Origin of the sequence: Bradyrhizobium centrosematis, assembly GCF_045571495.1 — a bacterium.
Classification (GTDB): Bacteria; Pseudomonadota; Alphaproteobacteria; order Rhizobiales; family Xanthobacteraceae; genus Bradyrhizobium; species Bradyrhizobium centrosematis.
The window spans coordinates 5,672,860-5,696,918 of sequence record NZ_CP120703.1 but is presented as its reverse complement, the minus strand read 5'-3'; the positions used below and the strand labels follow the sequence as shown (position 1 = coordinate 5,696,918).

General features: G+C 66.0%; 17 protein-coding genes. 10 read left to right on the top strand and 7 right to left on the bottom strand.

Annotated features, from left to right (window positions below):
- Positions 1 to 72: 72 nt before the first annotated feature.
- Complete coding sequence (locus tag P6U31_RS27230) at positions 73 to 426, bottom strand: DUF1236 domain-containing protein (protein WP_407184832.1); 354 nt, start codon at positions 424 to 426, stop codon at positions 73 to 75.
- Positions 427 to 653: 227 nt separating this feature from the next.
- On the opposite strand from P6U31_RS27230, the gene P6U31_RS27225 reads away from it, so the two are divergent.
- From P6U31_RS27225 to P6U31_RS27215, 3 genes are all read left to right on the top strand, one after another.
- Complete coding sequence (locus tag P6U31_RS27225) at positions 654 to 809, top strand: DUF3096 domain-containing protein (protein ID WP_407184831.1); 156 nt, start codon at positions 654 to 656, stop codon at positions 807 to 809.
- 96 nt (positions 810 to 905) lie between these two features.
- On the top strand, positions 906 to 3,833 hold the full coding sequence (gene ppdK, locus P6U31_RS27220; protein WP_407184830.1) for a pyruvate, phosphate dikinase: 2,928 nt from the start codon (positions 906 to 908) through the stop codon (positions 3,831 to 3,833).
- Between the two features lie 608 nt (positions 3,834 to 4,441).
- On the top strand, positions 4,442 to 5,896 hold the full coding sequence (locus P6U31_RS27215) for a cell wall hydrolase (protein WP_407184829.1): 1,455 nt from the start codon (positions 4,442 to 4,444) through the stop codon (positions 5,894 to 5,896).
- A gap of 57 nt (positions 5,897 to 5,953) precedes the next feature.
- On the opposite strand, the gene nadC is transcribed toward P6U31_RS27215, so the two are convergent.
- The 3 genes from nadC to nadA all read right to left on the bottom strand — a co-directional run bounded on the left by nadC (position 5,954) and on the right by nadA (position 9,635).
- Positions 5,954 to 6,832 (bottom strand): carboxylating nicotinate-nucleotide diphosphorylase, encoded by an 879-nt coding sequence (gene nadC, locus P6U31_RS27210; RefSeq protein ID WP_407184828.1) that lies wholly within the window; start codon positions 6,830 to 6,832, stop codon positions 5,954 to 5,956.
- A gap of 11 nt (positions 6,833 to 6,843) precedes the next feature.
- Positions 6,844 to 8,442 carry an L-aspartate oxidase gene (locus tag P6U31_RS27205; RefSeq protein WP_407184827.1) on the bottom strand — a complete coding sequence of 533 codons (1,599 nt, stop codon included), beginning with the start codon at positions 8,440 to 8,442 and terminating at the stop codon, positions 6,844 to 6,846.
- Positions 8,443 to 8,531: 89 nt separating this feature from the next.
- Complete coding sequence (nadA, locus tag P6U31_RS27200; protein ID WP_407184826.1) at positions 8,532 to 9,635, bottom strand: quinolinate synthase NadA; 1,104 nt, start codon at positions 9,633 to 9,635, stop codon at positions 8,532 to 8,534.
- Between the two features lie 336 nt (positions 9,636 to 9,971).
- On the opposite strand from nadA, the gene P6U31_RS27195 reads away from it, so the two are divergent.
- The 7 genes from P6U31_RS27195 (at position 9,972) to P6U31_RS27165 (ending at position 19,450) form a co-directional block, all read left to right on the top strand.
- Positions 9,972 to 11,225, top strand: a complete 1,254-nt coding sequence (locus tag P6U31_RS27195) for an MFS transporter (RefSeq protein WP_407184825.1) — start codon at positions 9,972 to 9,974, stop codon at positions 11,223 to 11,225.
- A gap of 42 nt (positions 11,226 to 11,267) precedes the next feature.
- A complete protein-coding gene (locus tag P6U31_RS27190; protein WP_407184824.1) occupies positions 11,268 to 12,254 on the top strand; it encodes an MDR family oxidoreductase in 987 nt (328 codons plus the stop codon).
- A gap of 113 nt (positions 12,255 to 12,367) precedes the next feature.
- A complete protein-coding gene (locus P6U31_RS27185; RefSeq protein ID WP_407184823.1) occupies positions 12,368 to 12,964 on the top strand; it encodes a hypothetical protein in 597 nt (198 codons plus the stop codon).
- A 164-nt stretch (positions 12,965 to 13,128) separates the two neighbouring features.
- Positions 13,129 to 13,374, top strand: coding sequence for a DUF6894 family protein (locus tag P6U31_RS27180; protein ID WP_407184822.1), 246 nt, complete (start codon positions 13,129 to 13,131; stop codon positions 13,372 to 13,374).
- A 206-nt stretch (positions 13,375 to 13,580) separates the two neighbouring features.
- Complete coding sequence (locus tag P6U31_RS27175; protein WP_407184821.1) at positions 13,581 to 15,317, top strand: methyl-accepting chemotaxis protein; 1,737 nt, start codon at positions 13,581 to 13,583, stop codon at positions 15,315 to 15,317.
- Positions 15,318 to 15,512: 195 nt separating this feature from the next.
- Positions 15,513 to 17,483, top strand: a complete 1,971-nt coding sequence (locus P6U31_RS27170; protein ID WP_407184820.1) for a methyl-accepting chemotaxis protein — start codon at positions 15,513 to 15,515, stop codon at positions 17,481 to 17,483.
- A gap of 278 nt (positions 17,484 to 17,761) precedes the next feature.
- Positions 17,762 to 19,450, top strand: a complete 1,689-nt coding sequence (locus tag P6U31_RS27165; RefSeq protein WP_407184819.1) for a methyl-accepting chemotaxis protein — start codon at positions 17,762 to 17,764, stop codon at positions 19,448 to 19,450.
- Between the two features lie 176 nt (positions 19,451 to 19,626).
- On the opposite strand, the gene P6U31_RS27160 is transcribed toward P6U31_RS27165, so the two are convergent.
- From P6U31_RS27160 to P6U31_RS27150, 3 genes are all read right to left on the bottom strand, one after another.
- Positions 19,627 to 22,353, bottom strand: coding sequence for a DUF2339 domain-containing protein (locus P6U31_RS27160; protein ID WP_407184818.1), 2,727 nt, complete (start codon positions 22,351 to 22,353; stop codon positions 19,627 to 19,629).
- Positions 22,354 to 22,404: 51 nt separating this feature from the next.
- Positions 22,405 to 23,373 carry an NUDIX hydrolase gene (locus P6U31_RS27155; protein WP_407184817.1) on the bottom strand — a complete coding sequence of 323 codons (969 nt, stop codon included), beginning with the start codon at positions 23,371 to 23,373 and terminating at the stop codon, positions 22,405 to 22,407.
- 157 nt (positions 23,374 to 23,530) lie between these two features.
- Positions 23,531 to 24,037, bottom strand: a complete 507-nt coding sequence (locus P6U31_RS27150; RefSeq protein WP_407184816.1) for a tyrosine phosphatase family protein — start codon at positions 24,035 to 24,037, stop codon at positions 23,531 to 23,533.
- Between the last annotated feature and the right edge of the window lie 22 nt (positions 24,038 to 24,059).

The following is a 24,059-nucleotide window of genomic DNA, read 5'->3' as shown; positions in this document are numbered from 1 at the left end:
TGATGTCCGATTTAACACTGCTCGCGCCAGTCTGATGTAGCGCGCCGGACATCGAATGCAGCGGCAGCGTTCTCAGTCCAGCACCTCGACGATGCGGCGTGAGCGCGGCTCGACCAGCACGGTCTCGCCGTTCACGACGGTGTAGCGATAGGTGGTGGCGCCGAAGCGTTGCGGCACGTCATAATAGGTAATGCCGCTCTCGGGTAAGGTGGCACCGACCACCACGCGATCCGGAATGCGGAAGGGCGGCACACGTTGTTCGACGACATATTCGCGGAAGGCCGGCCGCTGTTCGACGGCAATCGTCGCGGCGCTGTCGACCACGGCGGGCGCGCGTCCGATCGTGACATCGCTTTGCGCCTGCGCCGCAAGGGGCGAGCCGATCGCGGCCGCAAGCGCTGCGAGAGCAAGAATCCTGTTCCGCATGGGCAACTCCTTCGACGTGATTCTTCGGACGCGCCAGTGGCGCGTTCTAGCTGCCAATGCATGGCCCGCTGCCAATGTTCCGGGAAAAGGGCTGCCGCATTCGCGGCAATTTCGGGCAGTTTTCGTGAGGCGGGGAACTCGCTACGCGCCTTGCGCATCTCTACTCCCGGAACCCAGCCGGCTATGATCCGCGCACGATTCGCCTCACCTCCACAGAAAGATAGTTCATGCACATCACCGTCGCCCACATTTCGCCGATCCTGTCGTTGATTGCGGGCGTGCTCATCCTGATCATGCCGCGGCTCCTCAACCTGATCGTCGCGATCTTCCTCATCGTCAACGGCGCGATTGGGTTCGGGCTCCTGAAGTGGCTCCGCTTCTAGGCGTTCACTTTTCGGAACTGTCCGACTTGCGCGGGCCCGCCCAAAATGGTGTAAGGCCCGCGATTTCCCATTCCTCTCGCAGGTTGTGTGCAAGCTATGGCCAAAGCCGCCTCGAAGCCGAAGAAAATCCTAGTGAAATCAAAGCCCTCCGCCGCCGCCAAGGCTGCGCCGCCGGCCCGTAAGGCGCTGGCCAAGAGCGCGCCAAAGCCGGTCGCCAAATCCGCCGCCAAGCCGGCTGCGAAGCCGGCGGCAAAGGCCGTGACCAAGGCGGCTGCGCCGAAGGTCGCTGCCAAGCCCGCAGCAAAGAAAGCTGCGCCGGCGAAGGCGGCGCCCGCAGCGGCCAAGGCTGGCAAATGGGTCTTCACGTTCGGCGACGGCAAGGCCGAGGGCCGCACCGAGATGCGCGACCTGCTCGGCGGCAAGGGCGCGAACCTCGCCGAGATGGCCAATCTCGGCCTGCCGGTGCCTCCGGGCTTCACCATCCCGACCTCGGTCTGCACCTATTTCTACGCCCACGACAAATCCTATCCGAAGGAGCTGCAGTCGCAGGTCGAGAAGGCGCTCGCCTATGTCGGCAAATTGACCGGCAAGACCTTCGGCGACGCCAAGAACCCGCTGCTCGTCTCGGTGCGCTCGGGTGCGCGCGCCTCGATGCCGGGCATGATGGACACGGTGCTCAACCTCGGCCTCAACGACCAGACCGTGGAAGCGCTGGCCGAACTGTCGGGCGACCGCCGCTTTGCCTATGACAGCTATCGCCGCTTCATCACCATGTATTCAGACGTGGTGCTCGGCTTCGAGCATCATCACTTCGAGGAAATCCTCGACACCTTCAAGGACAGCCAGGGCTACACGCTCGACACCGATCTGTCCGCCGACGACTGGGTCGAGTTGGTCGGCAAGTACAAGGACGCGGTCGCGCGCGAGACCGGCAAGGACTTCCCGCAGGATCCGCACGACCAGCTCTGGGGCGCGATCGGCGCGGTGTTCTCATCCTGGATGAACGCGCGCGCGGTGACGTACCGCAAGCTGCACGACATTCCGGAATCCTGGGGCACCGCGGTCAACGTGCAGGCCATGGTGTTCGGCAACATGGGCGAGACCTCGGCCACCGGCGTTGCCTTCACCCGCAATCCCTCGACCGGCGAGAGCAAGCTCTACGGCGAGTTCCTGATCAACGCGCAGGGCGAGGACGTGGTGGCGGGCATCCGCACGCCGCAGGACATCACCGAGGAAGCGCGCAAGGAGTCGGGCTCCGACAAGGCGTCGATGGAATCGGCGATGCCCGAAGCCTTCAAGGAGCTGACGCGAATCTACACGCTGCTCGAGAAGCACTACCGCGACATGCAGGACATGGAGTTCACGGTCGAGCAGGGCAAGCTCTGGATGCTGCAGACCCGCAGCGGCAAGCGCACCGCGAAGGCGGCGCTGCGCATCGCGGTCGAGCTCGCCAATGAGGGTCTGATCTCGAAGAAGGAGGCGGTCACCCGCATCGATCCGGCTTCGCTCGACCAGCTCCTGCATCCGACCATCGATCCCAATGCCAAGCGCGACGTGATCGCGACCGGCCTGCCGGCATCGCCGGGCGCTGCCTCCGGCGAGATCGTGTTCTCCTCGGACGAGGCCGCCAAGCTTCAGGGCGACGGACGCAAGGTCATCCTGGTCCGCATCGAGACCAGCCCGGAAGACATCCACGGCATGCATGCCGCCGAAGGCATTTTGACCACCCGCGGCGGCATGACCTCGCACGCGGCGGTGGTCGCGCGCGGCATGGGCAAGCCCTGCGTCTCCGGCTGCGGCACCATCCGCGTCGATTACGGCCGCGGCACCATGAGCATCGGCTCGCGCACCTTCAAGACGGGCGACGTCATCACCATCGACGGCTCGCTCGGCCAGGTGCTCGCCGGCCGCATGCCGATGATCGAGCCGGAGCTGTCCGGCGAGTTCGGCACGCTGATGAACTGGGCCGACCAGGTCCGCAAGATCGGCGTCCGTGTCAACGGCGACACGCCGGACGATGCGCGCACCGCGATCAAGTTCGGCGCCGAAGGCATCGGCCTGTGCCGCACCGAGCACATGTTCTTCGAGGAGACGCGCATCCGCACGGTGCGCGAGATGATCCTCTCCGAGGACGAGCAATCGCGCCGCGCCGCGCTCGCCAAGCTGCTGCCGATGCAGCGCGCCGATTTCGTCGAGCTGTTCGAGATCATGAAGGGTCTGCCGGTCACGATCCGTCTGCTCGATCCGCCGCTGCACGAGTTCCTGCCGCACACCCATGCCGAGGTCGAGGAAGTGGCACGCGCCATGAACACCGACCCGCGGCGCCTCGCCGACCGCGCGCGCGAGCTCTCGGAGTTCAATCCGATGCTCGGCTTCCGCGGCTGCCGTATCGCGATCGCCTACCCTGAGATCGCCGAGATGCAGGCCCGCGCGATCTTCGAGGCGGCGGTCGAGGCCGAGAAGCGCACCGGCAAGGCCGTCGGCCTCGAGGTGATGGTGCCGCTGATCGCGACCAAGGCCGAGCTCGACCTCGTCAAGGCGCGGATCGATGCCACCGCGCAAGCTGTGATGCGCGAAACCAACACCAAACTGGCCTATCAGGTCGGCACCATGATCGAGCTGCCGCGCGCCTGCCTGCTCGCGGGTGAGATCGCGCAGTCGGCCGAGTTCTTCTCGTTCGGCACCAACGACCTCACGCAGACCACCTACGGCATCAGCCGCGACGACGCGGCGAGCTTCCTCGGTCCCTACGTTGCGAAGGGCATCCTGTCGGTCGATCCGTTCATCGCGCTCGACCAGGAAGGCGTCGGCGAGCTCGTCAAGATCGGCGTCGCGCGCGGCCGCAAGACGCGGGCGAAGCTCAAGGTCGGCATCTGCGGCGAGCACGGCGGCGATCCCGCCTCCGTCGCCTTCTGCCACAATATCGGCCTCGACTACGTCTCCTGCTCGCCCTACCGCGTGCCGATCGCCCGTCTTGCCGCCGCGCAAGCCGCGCTCGGCAAGGAGATCGCAAGCCAGGCGTAAGGCGAAGCGCAAATTGAACGCGAGAGAGGCGGGGCGAAAGCTCCGCCTCTTTCATTTTAGGCGGCGCTCTCTCCACGCGTCATTGCGAGCGCAGCGAAGCAATCCAGGCTGCCTCTGTGGAGGGATTCTGGATTGCTTCGTCGCAAGTGCTCCTCGCAATGACGCGTTTGTGGGGCAGATTCGCCACGCCCCCCGCTGTCATCGCCCGGCTTGACCGGGCGATCCAGTACCCCGAGACGGCAATGAGCGAATCGAGACGGCGCGGCCTACTGGATTCTCCGCCTTCGCGGGGAATGACCCCGGTGACGAGAATACGTTTCGCGCAAGCGCCAACAGCGGAGAAACTGCGCGTCCCATATTGATACGTACGTGCGCGCAAGAGTTCCTTCACCATTCGCGTTGACCTCTTGTTTACCGCTTCACGTGACGTCGCATTTACCACCGTCCGCGATCGCTCCGTGAAAACACCTGTGTTCGCTTGAGTGTGCTGCACGCGCAACGCCGATTAACGCCCCGGCAACCTAAATTGGATACTTACGATAAAGATCGAATTGCACGGACGTACTGCGGTTCGGTTTTTCTGGCGTAAGCGTAGCGTGAGCGTGTTGATGTCAGTGTTGCGTAACCATCCGAAGGGCGCGCGGTTCGCGTCCTTCGGCATCGGTCTCTGCATCTTCGCCTTGATGCCGAGAGAGACCGGCTATCAAGACATTGCTTCCCTGCTGGCGCGCCAACCCGGCGTCGCCGAGCGTTGGCAGAAGCAGGTGTTCTCCGCGGCGTCCTCGATCCAGCTCGCCACCTACAGTTTTTCGCGCCCCATCGGTACCTCGGTTCCGCAGAGCGCGATGGTTCGCCTGGCCAGCCTCGATGGCCGCGACGTCACCGGCGCGATCAGACGCAATCCCGCGCTGCAGGCCGCGCCGCGCTACCAGGCTTCCGACTTTCCCAAGGTCGACCGTTCCATGAAGGGTGATCGCCTTGCGATCATGACCCCGGCGGCGCCCGCCGCTACGACCGTGCCGGTTGCGCCGCCCGCGCAGGAAGATCCCGTGACCTCGAACAGCTCGGTGTTCGGCGCCAAGACCGTCGCCCTGCCACAGGCGATGTCGCCGGAATCTGCAGCCGCGCTCGATCCTGAGCTGCAGGAAGCCCTGCGCGCGCCGCCGCTGCCGCAATACACCAACGCGCCGCAGGCCAGCGCCGCCGCGCGCGCGCTCGCGACCGCTCCGCTCGAGGCGTTCAAGCGGGACGCCGCGCCGCCCGCGCCGGCGCGCGATCCTTTCAGCGTCAAGACCTCGAACCTCTTCTTCGGCAGCTCCTCGCTCGGCGGCAATCTGGAAAGCATCGAGAGCTGGCAGCCCGGAGCCGAGCCGCTGATCGTGATGCCCGATCCCGACATGAAGGTGACGGCCGCGTTGACGCCGCCGACAGTGGAGATCGCCAAGGACATCGAGAGTGGCGAGAGCGTTGCGCCGAAGGGCGAGGTCAACGCCGACAACCAGCGCACAAGGTCGCCGGCGGAGCGGCTCGCGCTCGACGCCAAGTCGCGCGCCAAGTCCGAGAAGTGCCTCGCCGAGGCCGTTTATTTCGAATCCCGTGGCGAGGCCGTGCGCGGCCAGATCGCGGTGGCGCAAGTCGTGATGAACCGCGTTTTCTCAGGCAAATATCCCGACACCGTGTGCGGTGCGGTCTATCAGAACAAGCACCGTCATCTCGCCTGCCAGTTCACCTTCGCCTGCGACAACAATGCCGACGTGATCCGCGAGCCTGAGATGTGGGAGCGCGCCAAGAAGATCGCGAAGGCCATGCTCGATGGCCAGATCTGGCTGCCCGAAGTCGGCAAGTCCACCCATTACCACGCCTATTGGGTGCGCCCGTCCTGGGTCGCCGAGATGAAGAAGATGTACCGGACCGGCGTGCACACCTTCTACCGGCCGCGCGCCTGGGGTGACGGCAGCGAGGAGCCGAGCTGGGGCACGCCGGCCCAGACCGCCGCGCTCTCGGCCGAGCTCGCGCAGGAAGCCAAGAGCTCCGCGGAGCTGGGTGCGACCGAGCGGAGGTAGGGCTCGCCACGACCCGGGTCTGCTCCCTCGCCCCGTTTGCGGGGGAGAGGCGGAGACTCACATATCGATATCCAGCGCGCAGTCGAAATTCGGTGCCGAATGCGTCAGCGCGCCGGCTGATGCATAGTCGACGCCGGTCGCGGCGATGGCGGCGATCGACTCCAGCGTGACGCCGCCGGATGCCTCCAGCGCGAGGCGGCCCCCGTTGAGCTTCACCGCTTCGCGCAGCGTCGCAAGGTCCATGTTGTCGAGCAGCACGGCGTCGGCGAGCCCGCTGTCGAGCACCTCGCGCAGTTGCGACAAGGTATCCACCTCGATCTCGATCTTGACGAGATGGCCGGCATGGGCGCGGGCGCGCGCCAGCACCGCACCGACGCCGCCGGCAACCGCAATGTGGTTGTCCTTGATCAGGATCGCGTCGTCCAGACCGAAGCGGTGATTGAAGCCGCCACCGCAGCGCACTGCGTATTTCTCCAGCGCCCTGAGCCCCGGCGTGGTCTTGCGCGTGCAGCAGATGCGCATCTTGGTGCCTTCGGTGCGCGCGACATAATCCGCCGTGAGCGTCGCGACGCCCGACAGGCGGCCGACGAAGTTCAACGCGGTCCGCTCCGCAGTGAGAATGGCGCGTGCGGGGCCCGAGATCGTCAGCACCTGCTGTCCACGGGCAACGCGTGCGGCGTCACGGACATGCGCGCGCACCTCGATATCGGGCGAGAGCTTTTGCAGCGTCGCGAGCGCGAGCGGCAGGCCTGCGATCACGCCGGATTGGCGCGCGACCAGGATGGCCTGGGCCTTGGTCGCTTCCGGGATCGTCGCAAGCGACGTGATGTCGCCGGCGCGGCCGAGATCCTCGTCGAGGGCGCGCTGCACGGCCGCGTCGATTGCGAGCGGCGAGAGGAAGGCGTCGGGGTTGAGCAGTGAGGTCGGGCTGATCATGACGGGCTCCATCAGGCGATCATGGGGCGGGCGGTGCGGGGCAATGGGCTCAAGCCATCGGCGATCTCGCGCACCGCGGTGAGCGAGGTCATCGTTCTCTGCGCCAGCGCAGAGCTGTCCGCCGGATAATCGGAGCGGAAATGCGCGCCGCGGCTTTCGCGCCGGCGCCATGCCGCGGCCGCGACCAGCAGAGCCGACGTCGCCATGTTGCGGAGCGCGATGCTCGTTGCCTCGCGTTCGAGCGCGGCAAAGCTGCGCACGGCTCCGATGAGCCCGTCATCGTCGCGGACCACGCCGACGCAGGCGCTCATCGTCGCCCGCAGCCGCTTCACGGCCGCAGCATCCGGTGCACGACCGCGCGGTGCCACCACTGCATCGGGAAGGCGGGCAGGCGAGGGGAGCGCACGGCCGGCGATGTCGTCGGCGATTCGCGCGGCGTAGACCACGGCCTCGAGCAGCGAATTCGAGGCGAGACGGTTGGCGCCGTGTGCCCCGGTCGACGACACCTCGCCGCCGGCCCAGAGCCCGTCGATCGAGCTGCGGCCGCGGCCGTCCACGGCGACGCCGCCCATGTGATAGTGCGCAGCCGGCGCGATCGGGATGGGCTGCGTCGCCGGATCGATACCGGCGGCGACGCAGCTTGCATGCACGGTCGGAAACTTGTCGGCGAAGCGCGCGCCCAGCGCCTGACGCGCATCGAGGAAGGCGCCTCGCCCGGCCGCGATCTCGGCGAACACGCCGCGAGCCACGATGTCGCGTGGCGCGAGCTCCGCGAGCGGATGGCGCGCGACCATGAAGCGTTCGCCGTTGCAATTGATCAGCGTGGCGCCTTCGCCGCGCAACGCTTCGGTTGCGAGCGGTGCCGGATCGCTTCCGGCCATGATGGCGGTCGGGTGGAACTGCACGAATTCGGGGTCGGCGATCACGGCACCGGCGCGCGCGGCGATCGCAAGGCCCGATCCGCTGGCCTCCAGCGGGTTGGTGGTGACGGCATAGAGGTGGCCGATGCCGCCAGTGGCCAGCACCACCGCGCGCGAAGGGAGCACGACCGGCCTTGCCGATGAGTTGCCGGCCTCGCGCAATTGCAGGCCGGTGACGGCGCCGTTCTCGGTCAAGAGCGCTTCGGCGACGAGACCTTCGATCACGCGGATCGACGGCGTGCGGCGCACCGCTTCGCTCAAGGCTGCGATGATGGCCGCACCCGCGCCGTCGCCGCGCACATGGACGATGCGCCGGGCCGAATGCGCCGCCTCGCGTCCGACCGCGAGCCTGCCTTCGAGGTCTCGATCAAAGGGAACGCCATAGCTCAGGAGATCGTGGATGCGAGGCGCGGCCTCGCGCGCGATCCCAAGCGCGACCGTCTGGTCGACGAGGCCGCCGCCGACCGCGATGGTATCGGCGGCATGCGCCTCCGGCGTGTCGCCCTCGGCGACCGCCGCAGCGATGCCGCCTTGCGCCCATGCCGATGAGGCGCCCTGTCCGAGCGGCGCCGCCGAGATCAAGGTCACCGGCCGCGGCGCGAGCTTCAGCGCACAGAATAATCCGGCAAGGCCGCCGCCGACGATGACGACATCGTCGTTGCGAGTGAGATTGTGGATGTTGTCGGTCATGTCTTCTCCATTCACTCCGCTGTCGTCCCTGCGAAAGCAGGGACCCGTGCACCGCAGCGGAGATTGTTGTGCGAAGCTGCGATTTGCCTTCAGTTCTTCAGGTTGATCATCCGCTCGACCGAGCGCCGTGCGCGGATCGCGAGCGCGGGATCGATCGTCACCTCCTCGCGGAGCGTCAGCAGACTGTCCAAGATGTTGGCGAGCGTGATGCGCTTCATGTGCGGGCAGAGATTGCAGGGGCGCAGCATCTCGACATCAGGCAGCTCGGCCCGGACATTGTCGGCCATCGAGCATTCCGTGATCATCACCAACCGCCGCGGCCGTTTCTCGCGCACCCAATTGATCATGTGGGCGGTCGAGCCGGTGAAGTCGGCCTCCGCCAGCACGTCGGGCGGACATTCCGGATGCGCGATGATCTGGACGGACGGATCGGCCTCGCGAAAGGCGCGCAGCTCTTCGCCCTTGAAACGCTCATGCACCTCGCAGGCGCCCTTCCAGGCGATGATCTTCACGTCGGTCTTCGAGGCCACGTAAGTGGCGAGATAGCGGTCGGGCAGGAAGATCACGCTGGGCGCATTCAGGCTCTCGACCACCTGCACCGCATTCGACGACGTGCAGCAGATGTCGACCTCGGCCTTCACTTCCGCGGAGGTGTTGACATAAGCGACGACGGGCACGCCGGGAAATTTTTCGCGGAGCAGCCGGACATCGGCTCCGGTGATGCTGGCGGCCAGCGAGCAGCCGGCGCGCGAGTCGGGGATCAAGACCGTCTTGTCCGGATTGAGCAGTTTCGAGGTCTCGGCCATGAAGTGCACGCCGCACTGGACGATGACCTTGGCCCGCACTTTCGTGGCCTCCACCGCGAGTTGGAGCGAGTCGCCGCCGATGTCGGCGACGCAGTGGAAGATCTCCGGGGCCTGGTAGTTGTGTGCGAGGATCACGGCGTCTCGCGCGCGCTTCAGCACGTTGATCGCGTGGATCGTCGGCGCCATCAGCGGCCACTCGATCGGCGGGATCACGTGCTTGACGCGGTCATAGAGCGGCGCGGTGGTGCGTTCGACCTCCGGCGTCCATTCCAGCGCGGGCGCGGGCAACGTCTGGCCCGTTCGCGCCGGTGCGGCACGGGAGGCGGTGACTTGGCCCTGCGGCCGGTTGTCAAAGTCGTCGGGGCCGTAAATTCCAGCAATCGGCATCGAAGCCTCCCTTATGTCAATTATGCTCAATATGAGTATATTTGAGTCCTAGATGATCCGGCCGTAGGGCCAGTGAGGGATTTCTTCCGGACTCCGATATACTCAATATGAGCAAATCAAAAATAGCACGCACTGCGAGGGATAGCCAGACCCGTCCGCACACATTTCCGTCAAGCCGCGGCTGACACGTCGGGCGAGGCCAAGTCGAAATGCAATGCTCTCGCGGCAGCTCCCCGTGGAATGCAACCGTTTTTGACTTGGGGTTTTCATGCAAGTGCATTAAACGGCTGGTTCGCGGGCGCTGCTTTGGTCCGCCAACGACAGACGAGGAACACCATGTCGACATCAGCGGGCGAACTTGCTCCGGCCTCTCGTTCCTCCAATTGGCGCACCCCCGCCGTCATCATCCTGTGCGGTTGTGCGATCGGCATGCTCGGCTTCGGTCCGCGCTCGGCGCTCGGCTTCTTCGTACAGCCGATGAGCCACGAGTTTTCCTGGGGCCGCGACGTGTTCGGCCTCGCGATTGCCGTGCAAAATCTGTTGTGGGGCTTGGGCCAGCCGTTCGCCGGTGCGGTCGCGGATCGCTTCGGCCTGTTCCGGGTGATGTGCGTCGGCGCTCTGCTCTATGCCGGCGGCCTGCTGCTGATGCGCTATTCCTCGACGCCGCTGTCGCTCGACGTCGGCGCCGGTGTGATGGTCGGCTTCGGTCTTGCCGGCTGCTCGTTCAATCTGGTGTTGTCGGCTTTCAGCAAGCTGTTGCCGGCCGAGAAGCGCGGCCTGGCGCTCGGTGCCGGCACCGCGGCGGGCTCGTTCGGACAATTCCTGTTCGCACCGATCGGCGTTGCGCTGATCGACAATTTCGGCTGGCAGCAGGCGCTCTCGGTGTTCGGCTTCCTGATGTTGCTGATCATCCCGCTGTCGCTGGCGCTCTCGACGCCGCCGGTTGCACATGCGGCAAACGCGACGCCGGCGGATGAGCAGAGCTTCACCAGGGCGCTTGCCGAAGCCTTCGGCCATCGCTCCTATGTGCTGCTGGTGCTCGGCTTCTTCACCTGCGGCTTCCAGCTGGCCTTCATCACCGTGCATCTGCCGGCCTTCCTGGTCGATCGCGGCATCTCCGCGCAAACCGGAGGCTGGGTGATCGCGGCAATCGGGCTGTTCAACATCATCGGCTCTCTCAGCGTCGGCTATCTCCAGAACTCACTGCCCAAGCGCTACATCCTCTCGACCATCTACTTCACGCGCGCGCTGGCAACGCTTGCCTTCATCTCGTTCCCGATCACGCCGTTCTCGGCGATTGCGTTCGGCGCGATCTCTGGCCTGACCTGGCTGTCCACGGTGCCGCCGACCTCGGCGCTGGTGGCGCTGATGTTTGGCACGCGCTGGCTTGCGACGCTCTATGGCTTCGCCTTCGTCAGCCATCAGGTCGGCGGCTTCCTCGGCGTCTGGCTTGGCGGCATCGTGTTCGAGAAGTTCGGTTCCTACACCCCGATCTGGTGGCTCTCGATCCTGTTCGGCGTGCTCTCGGCGCTGATCAATCTTCCGATCGTCGAGAAACCGGTGGCACGGGCGGTTGCGCAGCCTGCCTGATCGGCTAAACATCCCGGACAAACAAAGTCAGGGAGTTCAGTCGTGGCCACATTCAAGGCGATCCGAATCGACAAGGCGGACAAGGGCACCACCGCCGCGCTCACCCAGTTCGATGAAGCCGAGCTGATGGAGGGCGACGTTACCGTCCGGGTCGAATGGTCGACGTTGAACTACAAGGACGGCCTGGCGCTCACGGGCAAGGCGCCGGTGGTGCGCCGCTTCCCGATGATCGCCGGCATCGATTTCGCCGGCACGGTCGAAGCGTCCTCGCATCCGCAGTGGAAGGCTGGCGACAAGGTCGTCTGTACCGGCTGGGGCATGGGCGAGACCCATCTCGGCGCCTATGCCGAGAAGGCGCGGGTGAAGGGCGACTGGCTGGTCGCACTTCCGCAAGGCCTCTCGGCGCGCGATGCCATGGCGATCGGCACCGCCGGCTTCACGGCGATGCTCTCGGTGCTGGCGCTTGAGAAGCACGGTCTGTCGCCGAAGAGCGGCCCGGTGGTGGTCACGGGCGCCGCCGGCGGCGTCGGATCGGTCGCCACCGCCGTGCTCTCCAAGCTCGGCTACCACGTCATTGCCTCGACCGGCCGAGCCGCGGAGGCTGACTATCTGAAGCACATCGGCGCCACTGAGGTCATCGACCGCAACGAATTGTCGGGGGCGGCCAAGCCGCTCGCGAAGGAGCGCTGGGCGGGCGGCGTCGACAGCGTCGGCTCGACCACGCTGGCGAATCTGCTGTCGATGACGAAGTACGGCGGGGCGATCGCAGCCTGTGGCCTGGCGGCCGGCATGGACCTGCCGTCTTCTGTCGCACCTTTCATTTTGCGCGAAGTGTGCCTTCTCGGCATCGATTCGGTGATGTGCCCGATTGAGCCGCGGAAAGCTGCCTGGCAGCGTCTGGCCTCTGATCTCGATAGGGCAAAACTATCTGAAATCACTCATGAAATTTCGCTTGAGGAAGTTCCTCAATGGGGCGCGAAAATCCTCGCCGGTGAGGTACGCGGCCGCATCGTGGTAAAAATTCTCTAACGGCGTTCAGACTTTACCAACCAACCTGCTTCAATGTCGCCATGGTTAGTATGGTAAGCAGCGGGTAAAGACATAAGGCATCGCCCGCTGCGGGGGTCGGTTCGGAGTTGAGCATGCTTGCGCGTATTGTGTTGGGGGCTGTCACGGCGGCAGCAACGTTTGCGCCGGCCATTGCCGGAAGCATGAATGCCGACGAGGCACGTCGCTTCGTGGCCGGCAAAGTGTTCGCCTTCACCTGTTTCGACGGCACCCGCGGCGCAGGCCGCATCCTTGACGATCTCGGGGCTGCCGGTGCGGTGCAGTTCTCGGGCGCAGGCCCGGTTCGTCATCTCCGCCTGCCCGGCAACACGCTTCAGATCCGCGGCCAGAACGTCTGTGCCTCGATCAAGGGCATTCCGTTCGAACCCTGTTTCAACCTGGAAAAGACCGATGATCGCAGCTTCCGCGGCTCGGTGTCGGGCATGGGTTTCGCCTATTGCGACTTCCATCACCAGGGCGGCAACCAGATGCTGTTGGCGCGCGCTGCGGCGCGGCCGCGCTCGATCCACAGGGTGGAGCATACCGGCTCGATCGGTGCGAACACCGAGGTCGCCGCCCGGGTCGAGACGCCCCGAGTCGAGAGCAGCCGGCTCGAGCCGGTGAAGGCGGAGATCAAGTCGGAGCCCGCCAAGAACGAGGCGCCCCTGGAGCTGCGCCGCTCGACCCAGTGAGACCGCAGCGCGGGACAGTCCGCGCATCTCGTCGTTGAACACGTCCATCGAACACGAAGCCGCCGCGCCGTAGTCATACGGACGGCGGCTTTCATGCGTTGGTAGCTGTTCGCGCTCCAGTTTGCGTACGGCCGGGGGGCGCGGCCCGATAAAAGGGTTCAACGATGTCGCTGTACTTTTTCCGCATCAGTACCGGTCGCTATTCCGGCGCCGCCGACCAGCCGTACGAGTTTGAGGATCGCGCAGCCGCCTGGACGGAGATGACCGAGGTCTGCGCCAACCTGCTCGGTGGCATCGCCCGGAGCCTGAAGCCGAACGCCGAGTGGTGCATGGAGCTGCTCGACGAGAACAAGAAGCCGGTTTTTCGGATCAGCCTTGTCGGCGAGACCGTCGGGTGCAGAACACCCTAGGTCCGACCTCTAGCTGCAATTTACAACTATGGCGAGATCGATTCCCTTCACTTTCAATCATTTAGCGCAGCAAATGCGTATTTCTGCGAGTGACGTCGTTAACCAAATCGGAATGTCAGGCGCTCAGTTTTTGGGCAAGGGCGCAGTCAACGCTCAGGGGCAGTCGACAATGACTCGACCGCGCATTCCTTTGGGGGAAACGGCCCATGTTGAGCCTTGTTCAGAATCTGAAGATCGGCACCAAGCTGGCGATTGCTTCGGCACTCGGGGTGCTCCTGGTCGCAGCCATGATCGCGAGCCAGATGCTCGGCAATGTCAGTGTCCGCGAGATCACGGAGAGTGCGATTGCGCAGCAGCAGATCGCGCGCGACGCGGTGAAGGCCGAAGCCGCGGTTCGCGGCATGCAGCTCGCCGTACGGGACCTTCGTCTCGCCAATAGCCCGGCCGATATCCAAAAGGCGAACCAGAGTTTGGAGAATCAGCAGAACTCGACCAGCTTGTTGGTCGATCGGATGCTGCGGCTATCTCACGAGACTGAGAACCGCGCCCGCATGGAGAAGTTGAGGGCGCTGGCGGCGAGTTATGGCAAGGCGGCGCAGCAGATTGCTGGCGTCCGCGGCGAGATAGTGGCTGCGAGTGGCGCAGATGGCGCCTCGCGTGCCGCCAAGCTCAATGAGGATGCGATACGCATCGCTCGCGAGGTGACCCTGCCGATTGCCGCCGAACTCGATGTCCTGATCGGTCAAATCGCCGACTACGCGAGCCGCAAATCCGAAGAGAAGAATGCCGCGTCCGCTGCCCAAATGAGATCGAGCGAGCAGGTTGCGATCATGGTTGGCGCACTTGCCATGCTTGTCCTCGTCGGCTCCTGGCTGACGTCGTTCGTGACGATCGCCCGACCCATCCGGATGCTCACGGTCGCCATGGACAAACTCGCCGGCGGCGACTTCTCCGTGGTGCTCCCCGGGCTCGGCCGCAAGGACGAGGTCGGCGGTGTTGCCGCGGCCGTTGAGAAATTCAAGATCGTGTCCGAACGAAAGGCGCGCGAAGAGGCCGAGGCCAAGATCAGGCAGGATCAGCTTGCGGCTGCGCAGCGCAAGGCCGAGATGCACAAGCTGGCCAACAGCTTCGAGGCCGCGATCGGCGAGATCGTCGATACCGTATCGGCGGCGGCAACCGAACTGGAAGCCTCCGCGTCGACCCTGACATCGACTGCGGCGCGTGGGCAGGAGCTCACCACGATGGTTGCTGCCGCCTCCGAGGAGGCGTCTACCAACGTGCAGTCGGTGGCGTCGGCCACCGAGGAGCTGTCGTCATCGATCAGCGAGATCAGCCGCCAGGTGCAGGAATCCGCCCGTGTCGCGGGCGACGCGGTAAACCAGGCCCGTACCACAACCGATCGTGTGGGCGAGCTGTCCGCAGCAGCAGCGCGGATCGGCGACGTCGTCGAACTGATCAACACCATCGCCGGCCAGACCAATCTCCTGGCGCTCAATGCAACCATCGAAGCTGCGCGCGCCGGCGAGGCGGGCCGCGGCTTTGCCGTCGTCGCGTCCGAGGTCAAGGCGCTCGCCGAGCAGACCGCGAAAGCGACCGGCGAGATCGGCCAGCAGATCGCCAGCATCCAGACCGCGACCGAGCATTCGGTCGGCGCCATCAAGGACATCAGCCACACTATCGAGAAGCTGTCGGAGATTTCCTCAACCATCGCAGCCGCGGTGGAAGAGCAGGGCGCCGCGACACAGGAAATTTCCCGCAACGTGCAGCAGGCGGCGGCCGGCACACATCAGGTGTCGTCCAACATCACCGACGTTCAGCGCGGCGCGAGCGAGACCGGTTCGGCGTCCTCGCAGGTGTTGTCCGCGGCGCAAATGCTGTCGGGTGACAGCAATCGTCTCAAGCTCGAGGTCGAGAAGTTCCTCGGCACCGTGCGAGCCGCCTGACAGCGACGTCTCACCGAAGTTCGGATTTCAACCGGCGCGCGCGAATGCGCGGCGGTCTCGCGCGTTCGTATTCGCTGCAGCGGGCTCTGCAGGCGAGGTTAACTTTCCGGAAAAGCGATGCGGTCATGATTGCCGCAATTTCTGGGGTGCTGAGTCGCCCTTCGCATATTGCGTCTCGATTGCTGGAGCGAGTCCATGAGCGGTATTTCCATTCGTCTCACTCACAAGGTCATGGCGATCGGATTGTTCGGTCTCATCGGGCTCGTCGCATTCGGCTCGATCTACCAGATTGGCAGCCTCTCCCAGGACACCTCCCGCGGTGCTGCGGAAGACGCGCGCAGAATGTCCGATCTGAACCAACGGATTTCCCAACAGATGCTCGAAGCGCGCCGGGCCGAGAAGGATTTCCAGCTCCGTCGCGATCAGGCCTATACGAAACGGCACGCCGAACTTGCGTCCGACATCATCCGCAATCTCGATAGCCTCGGCGGCGCAACGCGTGCGGCAGGATACGCGGGAATTGGCGAGAAGGTGTCGCAGGTCCGCGCCGGGTTCGAGAGATACGCGAAGGAATTTGCAGCCGTCGAGCAGGCTGAAATCAAGCTTGGACTGAACGAAACACTGGGACTGTCGGGTTCGCTACGCACCGCGGTCCACGACATCGAGACCAAGCTCAAGGAGATCGACGACCCCCGGCTCACCAACGGCATGCTGATGATGCGTCGTCACGAGAAGGATTTCATGCTGCGCCGCGACCAGAAATACGTGGAGGCGCTCAAGAAGACCGCGGCGGAATTCTCCAGGCAAGTCGAAGCATCGACGGTTCTCCCGGCAATCAAGGCCGATATCGGCAGGAAGCTCGCCAAATACGAGGTTGACTTCGCGGCCTGGGCCGCCGGCGCGCAAGATCTCGCCGCGCATGGCTCGGCCATGTCCAAGGAATTCCGGGCGATCGAACCGGTCCTCGAGGACATCGAAAAGAACGTGACTGAGCGCCACGTCGCGGCGCAGGCGGCCGAAGTGTCGACGCGCGCCTCGATCAAGCTGTGGATGTGGGTCGCGCTTGGATGCTCCGTCCTGCTGGTCGGGAGCGTGTCCTACTTCATCGGCCGCTCGATCTCGACCGCACTGATCGCGATGGTGCGGTCGATGACCGGCTTGGCACATGGCGACACCTCCGTCGTGATCCCCGGCCTCGGCCGCAAGGATGAGATCGGCGAGATGGCCGGAGCGGTTGCGGTCTTCAAGACCAACATGGCGGAGGCCGAGCGGCTGCGCACCCAGCAGGCCGAAGCGGAGGAGCGCGTCCGGCAGCAGCGCAAGGCGGACATGCAGCGCCTCGCCGACGATTTCGAAGGCGCCGTCGGCGAGATCATCGAGACCGTATCGTCGGCGGCGACCGAGCTCGAAGCCTCCTCCAACACACTGACGCAGGCCGCCGAGCGCGGCAACAGCCTCGCCACTGCCGTTGCGGCAGCCTCCGAGGAGGCTTCTGCGAACGTGCAGTCGGTGTCGTCAGCGAGCGAGGAGCTGACCTCTTCGGTCTCGGAGATCAGCCGTCAGGTGCAGGAATCGGCCCGCGTCGCCGACGTCGCTGTCGGACAGGCCGAGCGCACCAATGCGCGCGTCGCGGAACTGACGAAGGCCGCCTCGCGCATCGGCGACGTCGCCGAGCTGATCAACACCATCGCCGCGCAGACCAACCTTCTGGCGCTCAACGCGACGATCGAGGCGGCGCGGGCGGGCGAAGCCGGCAAGGGTTTTGCGGTGGTCGCGACCGAAGTGAAGGCGCTTGCCGAGCAGACCGCAAAAGCCACCGGCGAGATCAGCCAGCACATCGGCGCGATCCAGACCGCGACGGAAGACTCCGTCGGCGCCATCAAGGAGATCGGCGACACCATCGCACGGATGGCGGAGATCTCCTCGACCATCGCCGCGGCGGTGGAGGAGCAGGGCGCCGCGACGCAGGAAATTTCCCGCAACATCCAGCACGCCGCGATAGGCACGTCCGATGTCTCGGCAAATATCGGCGATGTCCAGCGTGGCGCCGGCGAAACCGGCGCCGCCTCGGCCCAGGTGCATGCAGCCGCGCAGTCGCTGTCGCAGGAGAGCAACCGCTTGAAGACCGAGGTCACGCGCTTCCTGGAGACGGTACGGGCGGCCTGAGCGGCTGCCATCTGGTTCGACGTGGAGCGATGCGGTGTAGTGGTGTGATGTTGCGCGATATCGGCTGCACTGCAACAGATGGTTGCGGAACATGCAAAGGCGGCGGCGCCGAAGCCCGTAATTCAACGTAGCATCCTGTTAACGCCTGTTTGCAATGATGGGCGCAATCTTACGGGACAATAACCAGCCAGCATTGTTGGAATGAGCCCGCCCTGTCGTCCGTTGACGATTGCGGCGCGGCTGCCTCGTGCGTTGCAGGTTTCATCGGGATTTGCGTGATGTCGAAGTTGTCAATCGTGTTCAAGCTGCTGACCGTGCTGTCGGTCCTCGTGCTCTCGCTTGCCGGTGTCGGCGTGATGGCGATCGGCACCATGCAGAACATCAACGCCCACACCGTCGAGATCGCCGAGAGCTGGCTGCCGAGCGTGCGGGCGCTGGGCTCCATGCGTGCCGACATCAACGAGCTGCGCGTCGCGCTTCGTTTGCATCTGATGCAGGACACGGCCGAGGGCAAGGACGCAGCCGAGAAGCGGCTGGCAGGCTTGCGTGAGCGGATCGAAAAGACGCGCAAGGTCTACGAGCCGCTGATCACGGTCGCCGAGGAACGCTCACTCTACGAACAATGGAGCAAGGCGTGGGCCGAATATCTGAACGGCGTGCAGGAGACGATGGCGCTGTCGCGCAAGAGCATCGGCCGCTTCCCGACCGATGCCAACGAGCTGCTGCAGACCAAGGTCGCGAAGATGGCCCAGGCCGCCGATCCCCTGCTCCAGAAGGGCATCGAGCTCAACAATCAGGGCGCCGAGCTGGAAACGAAGCAGGCGGCCGACAGCTACGCCACCATCTTCCGCGTGCTGGTCGGCATCATCGTTGCGGCCGTCGTGATCGCGATCGGCGCCGCCTACTATCTCGTGCGCGACGTGTCGCGTGGCATCGCCTCGATCATCCGTCCGATGCAGTCGCTCGGCGAAGGCGACCTCTCGGCCGAGGTGCCGCATCGCGGCGAGAAGACCGAGATCGGCTCGATGGCGGATGCGCTCCAGATCTTCAAGGAGGCGCTGATCGCCAAGAAGGCCGCCGATGAGGCGGCCGCCCGCGATGCCGAAGCCAAGATCGAGCGCGGCCGCCGCGTCGATGCCATCACGCGCAATTTCGAGGTCATGATCGGCGAGGTCGTCGAGACCGTGTCGTCGGCCTCGACCGAGCTCGAGGCCTCCGCCGCCACGCTGAGCGGCACGGCGCAGCGCGGCCAGGAGCTCGCGACCGTCGTTGCGGCCGCGTCCGAGGAAGCCTCCACCAACGTCCAGGCCGTCGCCTCGGCCTCGGAGGAGTTGTCGTCCTCCATCACCGAGATCAGCCGCCGCGTGCAGGACTCGGCGCGGATGGCTGCGGAAGCCGTCGAGCAGGCGGCGCGGACCAACGACCGCGTCAACGCGCTGTCGCAGGCGGCCTCCCGCATCGGCGACGTCGTCGAGCTCATCAACACTATCGCGGGCCAGACCAACCTGCTGGCGCTCAATGCCACCATCGAAGCGGCGCGTGCCGGCGAAGCCGGCCGCGGCTTTGCCGTCGTCGCTTCCGAGGTCAAGGCGCTGGCCGAGCAGACCGCGAAGGCGACCGGCGAGATCGGCGCGCAAGTCGCGGGGATCCAGGCCGCGACGCAGGAATCGGTCAACGCCATCCAGGAGATCGGCGGTACCATCGAGCGGTTGTCCGAGGTGTCCTCGGCCATCGCCGCCGCCGTGGAGGAGCAGGGCGCGGCCACGCAGGAGATTTCGCGCAACGTCCAGCAGGCCGCACTCGGCACCCAGGAGGTCTCGTCCAACATCACCGACGTGCGGCGCGGGGCGATCGAGACAGGCTCTGCCTCGGGCGAAGTGCTCTCGGCAGCGAAATCGCTGGCGACCGACAGCACCCGTCTCAAGGTCGAGGTCGCGCAGTTCCTGCAGTCCGTCCGCGCGGCCTAGAGGCATCGCTCGGTCGTTGTTCACCTCTCCCGTAGGGAGAGGTCGGAGCGCATCGAAGATGCGATCCGGGTGAGGGGTTACGCTCTTATTGAACGCTGCTGCCCCTCACCCGGATTGCTGCGCAATCCGACCTCTCCCCGCTGGGGAGAGGTGAAGTACCCCGCCGACGATCTCCTCTAGCTGCCCGCCTGCGGGGCGACCGGCGGTGGTGCGACCTGCCGCCGGAACAGGATGCGCTGGTAGAGCCAGCCGATCGCGACCAGCACGCCGCCGAGGCACATGAACGACAGCGCGCGATAGACGCCCGTCAACGTCCAGACGTCGACGGCGAAGGCCTTCAGGATCGTCAACCCGATGACGGCGGCCGAGGCCAGCCGCGCACGCTCCGAATTGACCAGGATGCCGACGCCCAGCAGCATCACCCCGAACGCGAGCCAGCCGATCGAGTAGGTGTATTGCTCGGCGCTCGTCGTTCCGCCGTAGAGCAGGACCGGGCCGTGATAGAAGCGACGGATCTCCAGCGTCACATAGGCGAGCGCGAACACCAGGGCGCCGCCCGCGATCGTATTGGCATATGCGACGGGACGATGGCCCGCCACGGCGTAAGAGAGCAGCAGCATCAGCACGGCCGGCAGCGCATAGCCGAGCAGCAGCAGGTTGAACACGAGGCCGCCGACATTGACGCTGGAGAACAGCAGCGGATTCTCCAGAATCAGGAGCCCCGGCACACTGATGAGCCCGCCGACCGCCGTGAGCACGACCGCGCCGGCATTGTGCACGATGCTGTGGCTGCGCAGCCGTAAGCGCTCCAGCGCGATCGCCATCGCGAGCGTGACACAGACTTGCAGGGCGAACTCGAGCAGCGACGGCGGTGAGGTCATGCGGCCGCCGGTCGCAAAGTGCCTGATCTCCATGAAGGCGAGCAGCGCCGTGAACAGGATCGCGGCGGTCTCGACCATGCGCAGCGGCGGATCGTCGGCGCGGCGGCGCAGGAAGAGGCTCGCGCCCCAGAACGAGGCCGCCGGCAGGCCGTAGCCCCAGAGCAGCCAATTGAAGATCGGCGCGGTGCCGACGGCGTCGCCGACGATGCGTGGATCATAGACGATGCGCGCGGTGACGAGCCCCGCGAAGATGGCGGCGAGCCAGCGTAGGAACGGGATCGGCCGCTGCAGCGAGATCCAGGCAGTGCCGAGCGACATCAGCGCCAGTGCGATCGTGAGCCAGCCCTTCTCCAGGGCGAAGGTCAGCGCCAGCGCCAGCGCACCGAGCGTGCCGGTCGCGAACAACGCGGTGGAGATCATGGTGCCGGGCCGGGTGTCGCGGCGCGTGAGGGCTTCGGTCGCGGCACCAAAGGCGGCGGCGAGCAGAACGGCGAGGATCGCGAACGGGACCGAGCGGTCGAGATGGGCGATGCGCGCATAGAGCGCAACCAGGATCGCAATCGGCGTCGCGACGCCCGCCGCCGACCACACCACCGGGATGATCGCCGAGTTCGAGCGGCCCTGCGCGAGGAAGCCTGCGATGCCGAAGCCGGCGGCGAAGACCGCGGCCGTCACCAGATGCAGCGTCACGGAGCTGTCGATTGCGGTCGGCCCGACGCCGGACATCGCGCCACCCGGCAGCACCAGCATGTCCGGATTGGCGCGCACCGCCCATTCGGCGAACACGATGAAGACGGTGGCGGCAGCCGCGCCGATGGCGCCGGTGGCTGCCGGCGCGCGCCAGGCGACGAACAGCGTTGCGCCGACCAGCAGCGCAAACGCGATCAGCGCCAGATCGGCATGCGCACTCGACAGCACGATCAGCATCGCGCCGAACAGATAAGCGCCGAGCGAGCTCGACGAGATCGGCTCGATCTCGCCGTCTTCGATGCCGGGTCCGAACATGAAGCCGCAGACGACGAGGAGCGCGGCCAGCACGAAGCCCGCGATGACATGGAAGGCGTCCGGCGCGACCTCGACCTGCTCGGTGTCAAGACCCGGGAACAGCCAGAGCACGGCGAAGACGATCGTCGTGACCGCAAGCCAGCGCCACAGCCGGATGCGGGCGAGGCCGAAACTCGCGGCGGTGACCACGGCAAGATAGATGTAGAGCGACCAATAGTCGGGCTTGTCGCTTGAGACGAGGACCGGTGTCACGAAGGCGCCGACGACGCCGAGACCTGCGAGCGCCGGTCCATGCAGCAGCGCGGCGGCGAGCGTGCACATGGCTACGATGCCGAGCAGCACGAAGGCGGTGGCAGGCACGAGGAAGCCGTAGAGCGCATAGGCGGCATAGATGGTCGCGAACGCCACTGCGGTGCCGGCCGCGGTGAGGATCGCGGGGATGTTGGCGATCGGCAGCGCCGCGATGTTGGAGATGCTCTCCTTGCGCCGCGTCCATTCGCCGGCCCCCAGCAGCGCCGCTGCGAACAGGCCGCCCAGGAACACGCGCACGCCGGGGCCGAGCAGGCCGGCCTCGATCGAGTAGCGCACCATGAAGAAGCCGCCGAGCGCGAGCGCGAGGCCGCCGATCCACACCACCCAGCGCGTGCCGAGCTGCTCCTCGAAGCCAGGTTCTCGAATATCAGGCGCGGGAGTGGACGCGGGCAGCGGCGGCGGGGCATCGGCCTGCGGGCTGGTTTCGGCCTGAGGCGGCGCAAGCTCTTCGGTGAGGCGCGGAGACGGCGCCGGCTCTGTCTCAGGCGCAAGCGGCGGCGGCTCGGCGGTCGGTATTGCGGGCGCTTCAGCCTGCGCCAGCGTGGGCAGCGGCGGCGGCTGGACCGGCCGCTGCGCGTAGAACATCTCTTCGAGCGCGTTCAGTCGCCGGCGCAGCTCGGCGGCCTGGCTGGACGCCTTGATCGCGATCAGGAAGGCGATGATCGCGATGATCACCGCAAAGGTGTCGAACGGGCCGTCGAACATGAATCCTCCAGGCAACCGGCGGGCAGGGCCCCGCGGCACCAATCTCAGAGTCTAGCGCCGGGAGCGCACGCGCAGGCCCGGCGCGGGCCGCTCCTGGAGCACCTCGCGGCGGAAGCGGTAGAGCGCTGCCGGCCGTCCGCCCGTCTGTGTCGACATCAGCCCGGTCGGTTCGACCAGAGCTTCCATTTCGACCAGGCGGCGGAAGTTCTGCTTGTGCAGGTGCCGGCCGGAGATCGCCTCCACCGTATGCTGCAGTTCCGTAAGTGTGAATTCGGGGGGCAAAAGTTCAAAGACGACAGGACGATACTTCAGTTTTGCCCGCAGCCGCGCGATCGCCGTGGCGAGAATCCGGCGGTGGTCGAACCGCATCGAGGTGCCGAGCGGGGGAAGCCTCTTGCGGGCCAATGCCGCGGGGCGGCCGTCACGCCGCGCTTCCTCGACCAGCCCGGCCTCGTACAGGAGCTCGTAGCGGTCGAGCACGCGCTCCTCGTCCCAGGCGGCTCCGTCGAGGCCGAAATAGAACCGCACGCGATCCTTGCGCGGCAGCGCGCGGACCGTCTCCGGCGTCTCCTCTGCGGCCCATTCGCTCAGCGCGGGAATGATGTCGCGGGCAATGATCGCTGGCGGCTCCTCGCGCCAGTCTTCCCAGGGGAAGAAGCGATACCATGGCGCGAAGCTCGCCGCGTTTGCCGCAAGCTCGCCGTCCACCGCGCGCGTCAGCGCGAGATAACCGATCGACACCATATGCGCGCCGGTATCGCCGGCCTCGGCATGGCGGCCGCGATCGCCAAAGGTGTAGAGCTGCTCGACATAGCCGAGCCGCAGGCCCGCCTGCTCCTCGACCCAGGCGCGCAGGCCGATCTCGAAGGTGCGGTGCGCGAGAGCGTCGAACGGGCCGAACGGCAGGCCGGTAAGCCCGTCATCGCCGCGCGCGGTGAGGATCAGCGGCTCATGGCCCTCGATCGCGACGATCGCCGCGGTCAGGCCGATCTCGATCGGCGTCAGCAGCGTCTCGCTCATGCGGCCGTCGCGTCTTTCGCCTCTCCCGCTTGCGGGAGAGGTCGCGCCGAAGGCGCGGGTGAGGGTTCTCTCCTCTGGAGGATTCCCGATGCGGAGACACCTTCTCCCGCAAGCGGGAGAGGGGGCGCAATCACGCGGCTGCTATTCGCCTCCAGCCTCATTCGAGTTCGATCACGAAGGGGCGGCCCTCGACCATCATCGCGCCCGGGCCGATCTCGTCGAGCGCGCGCAACATGCGACCGTTGCGCCCCAAGGCGCGGTCGGCGAGGCTGACGATGCGCCGGTTCGGCGAGGCGATCGGCGAGGCCGCGCGAATCTTCCTGGCGATCTCGAGCTCGTCACGGTTCGGATTGAGCGCGCAGACCGCGGCAAACGCGCTCGCCGTGGAGCGGCTGATGCCGGCATAACAATGCACCACCAGCGGCGCGCTGCGGTCCCAGCCGCGCACGAAATTCAGCACCTGATCGATATGCGTCTCGGACGGCGCGACAAAACCGTCCATCTCCTCGGTGATGTCGTCCATCGACACCTTGAGATGGTTGGCCGGCAGCACCGAGACCGGCCGCGCCACCTGCTCGACATTGGCCATCACGGTCAGCACATGGCTCGCCCCGGTGAGGCGAACGGTTTCGGGAAGGGCGGCGAGGGAACAGACGTGGATCATGGCAGACCTTTTTTGCCGGCGA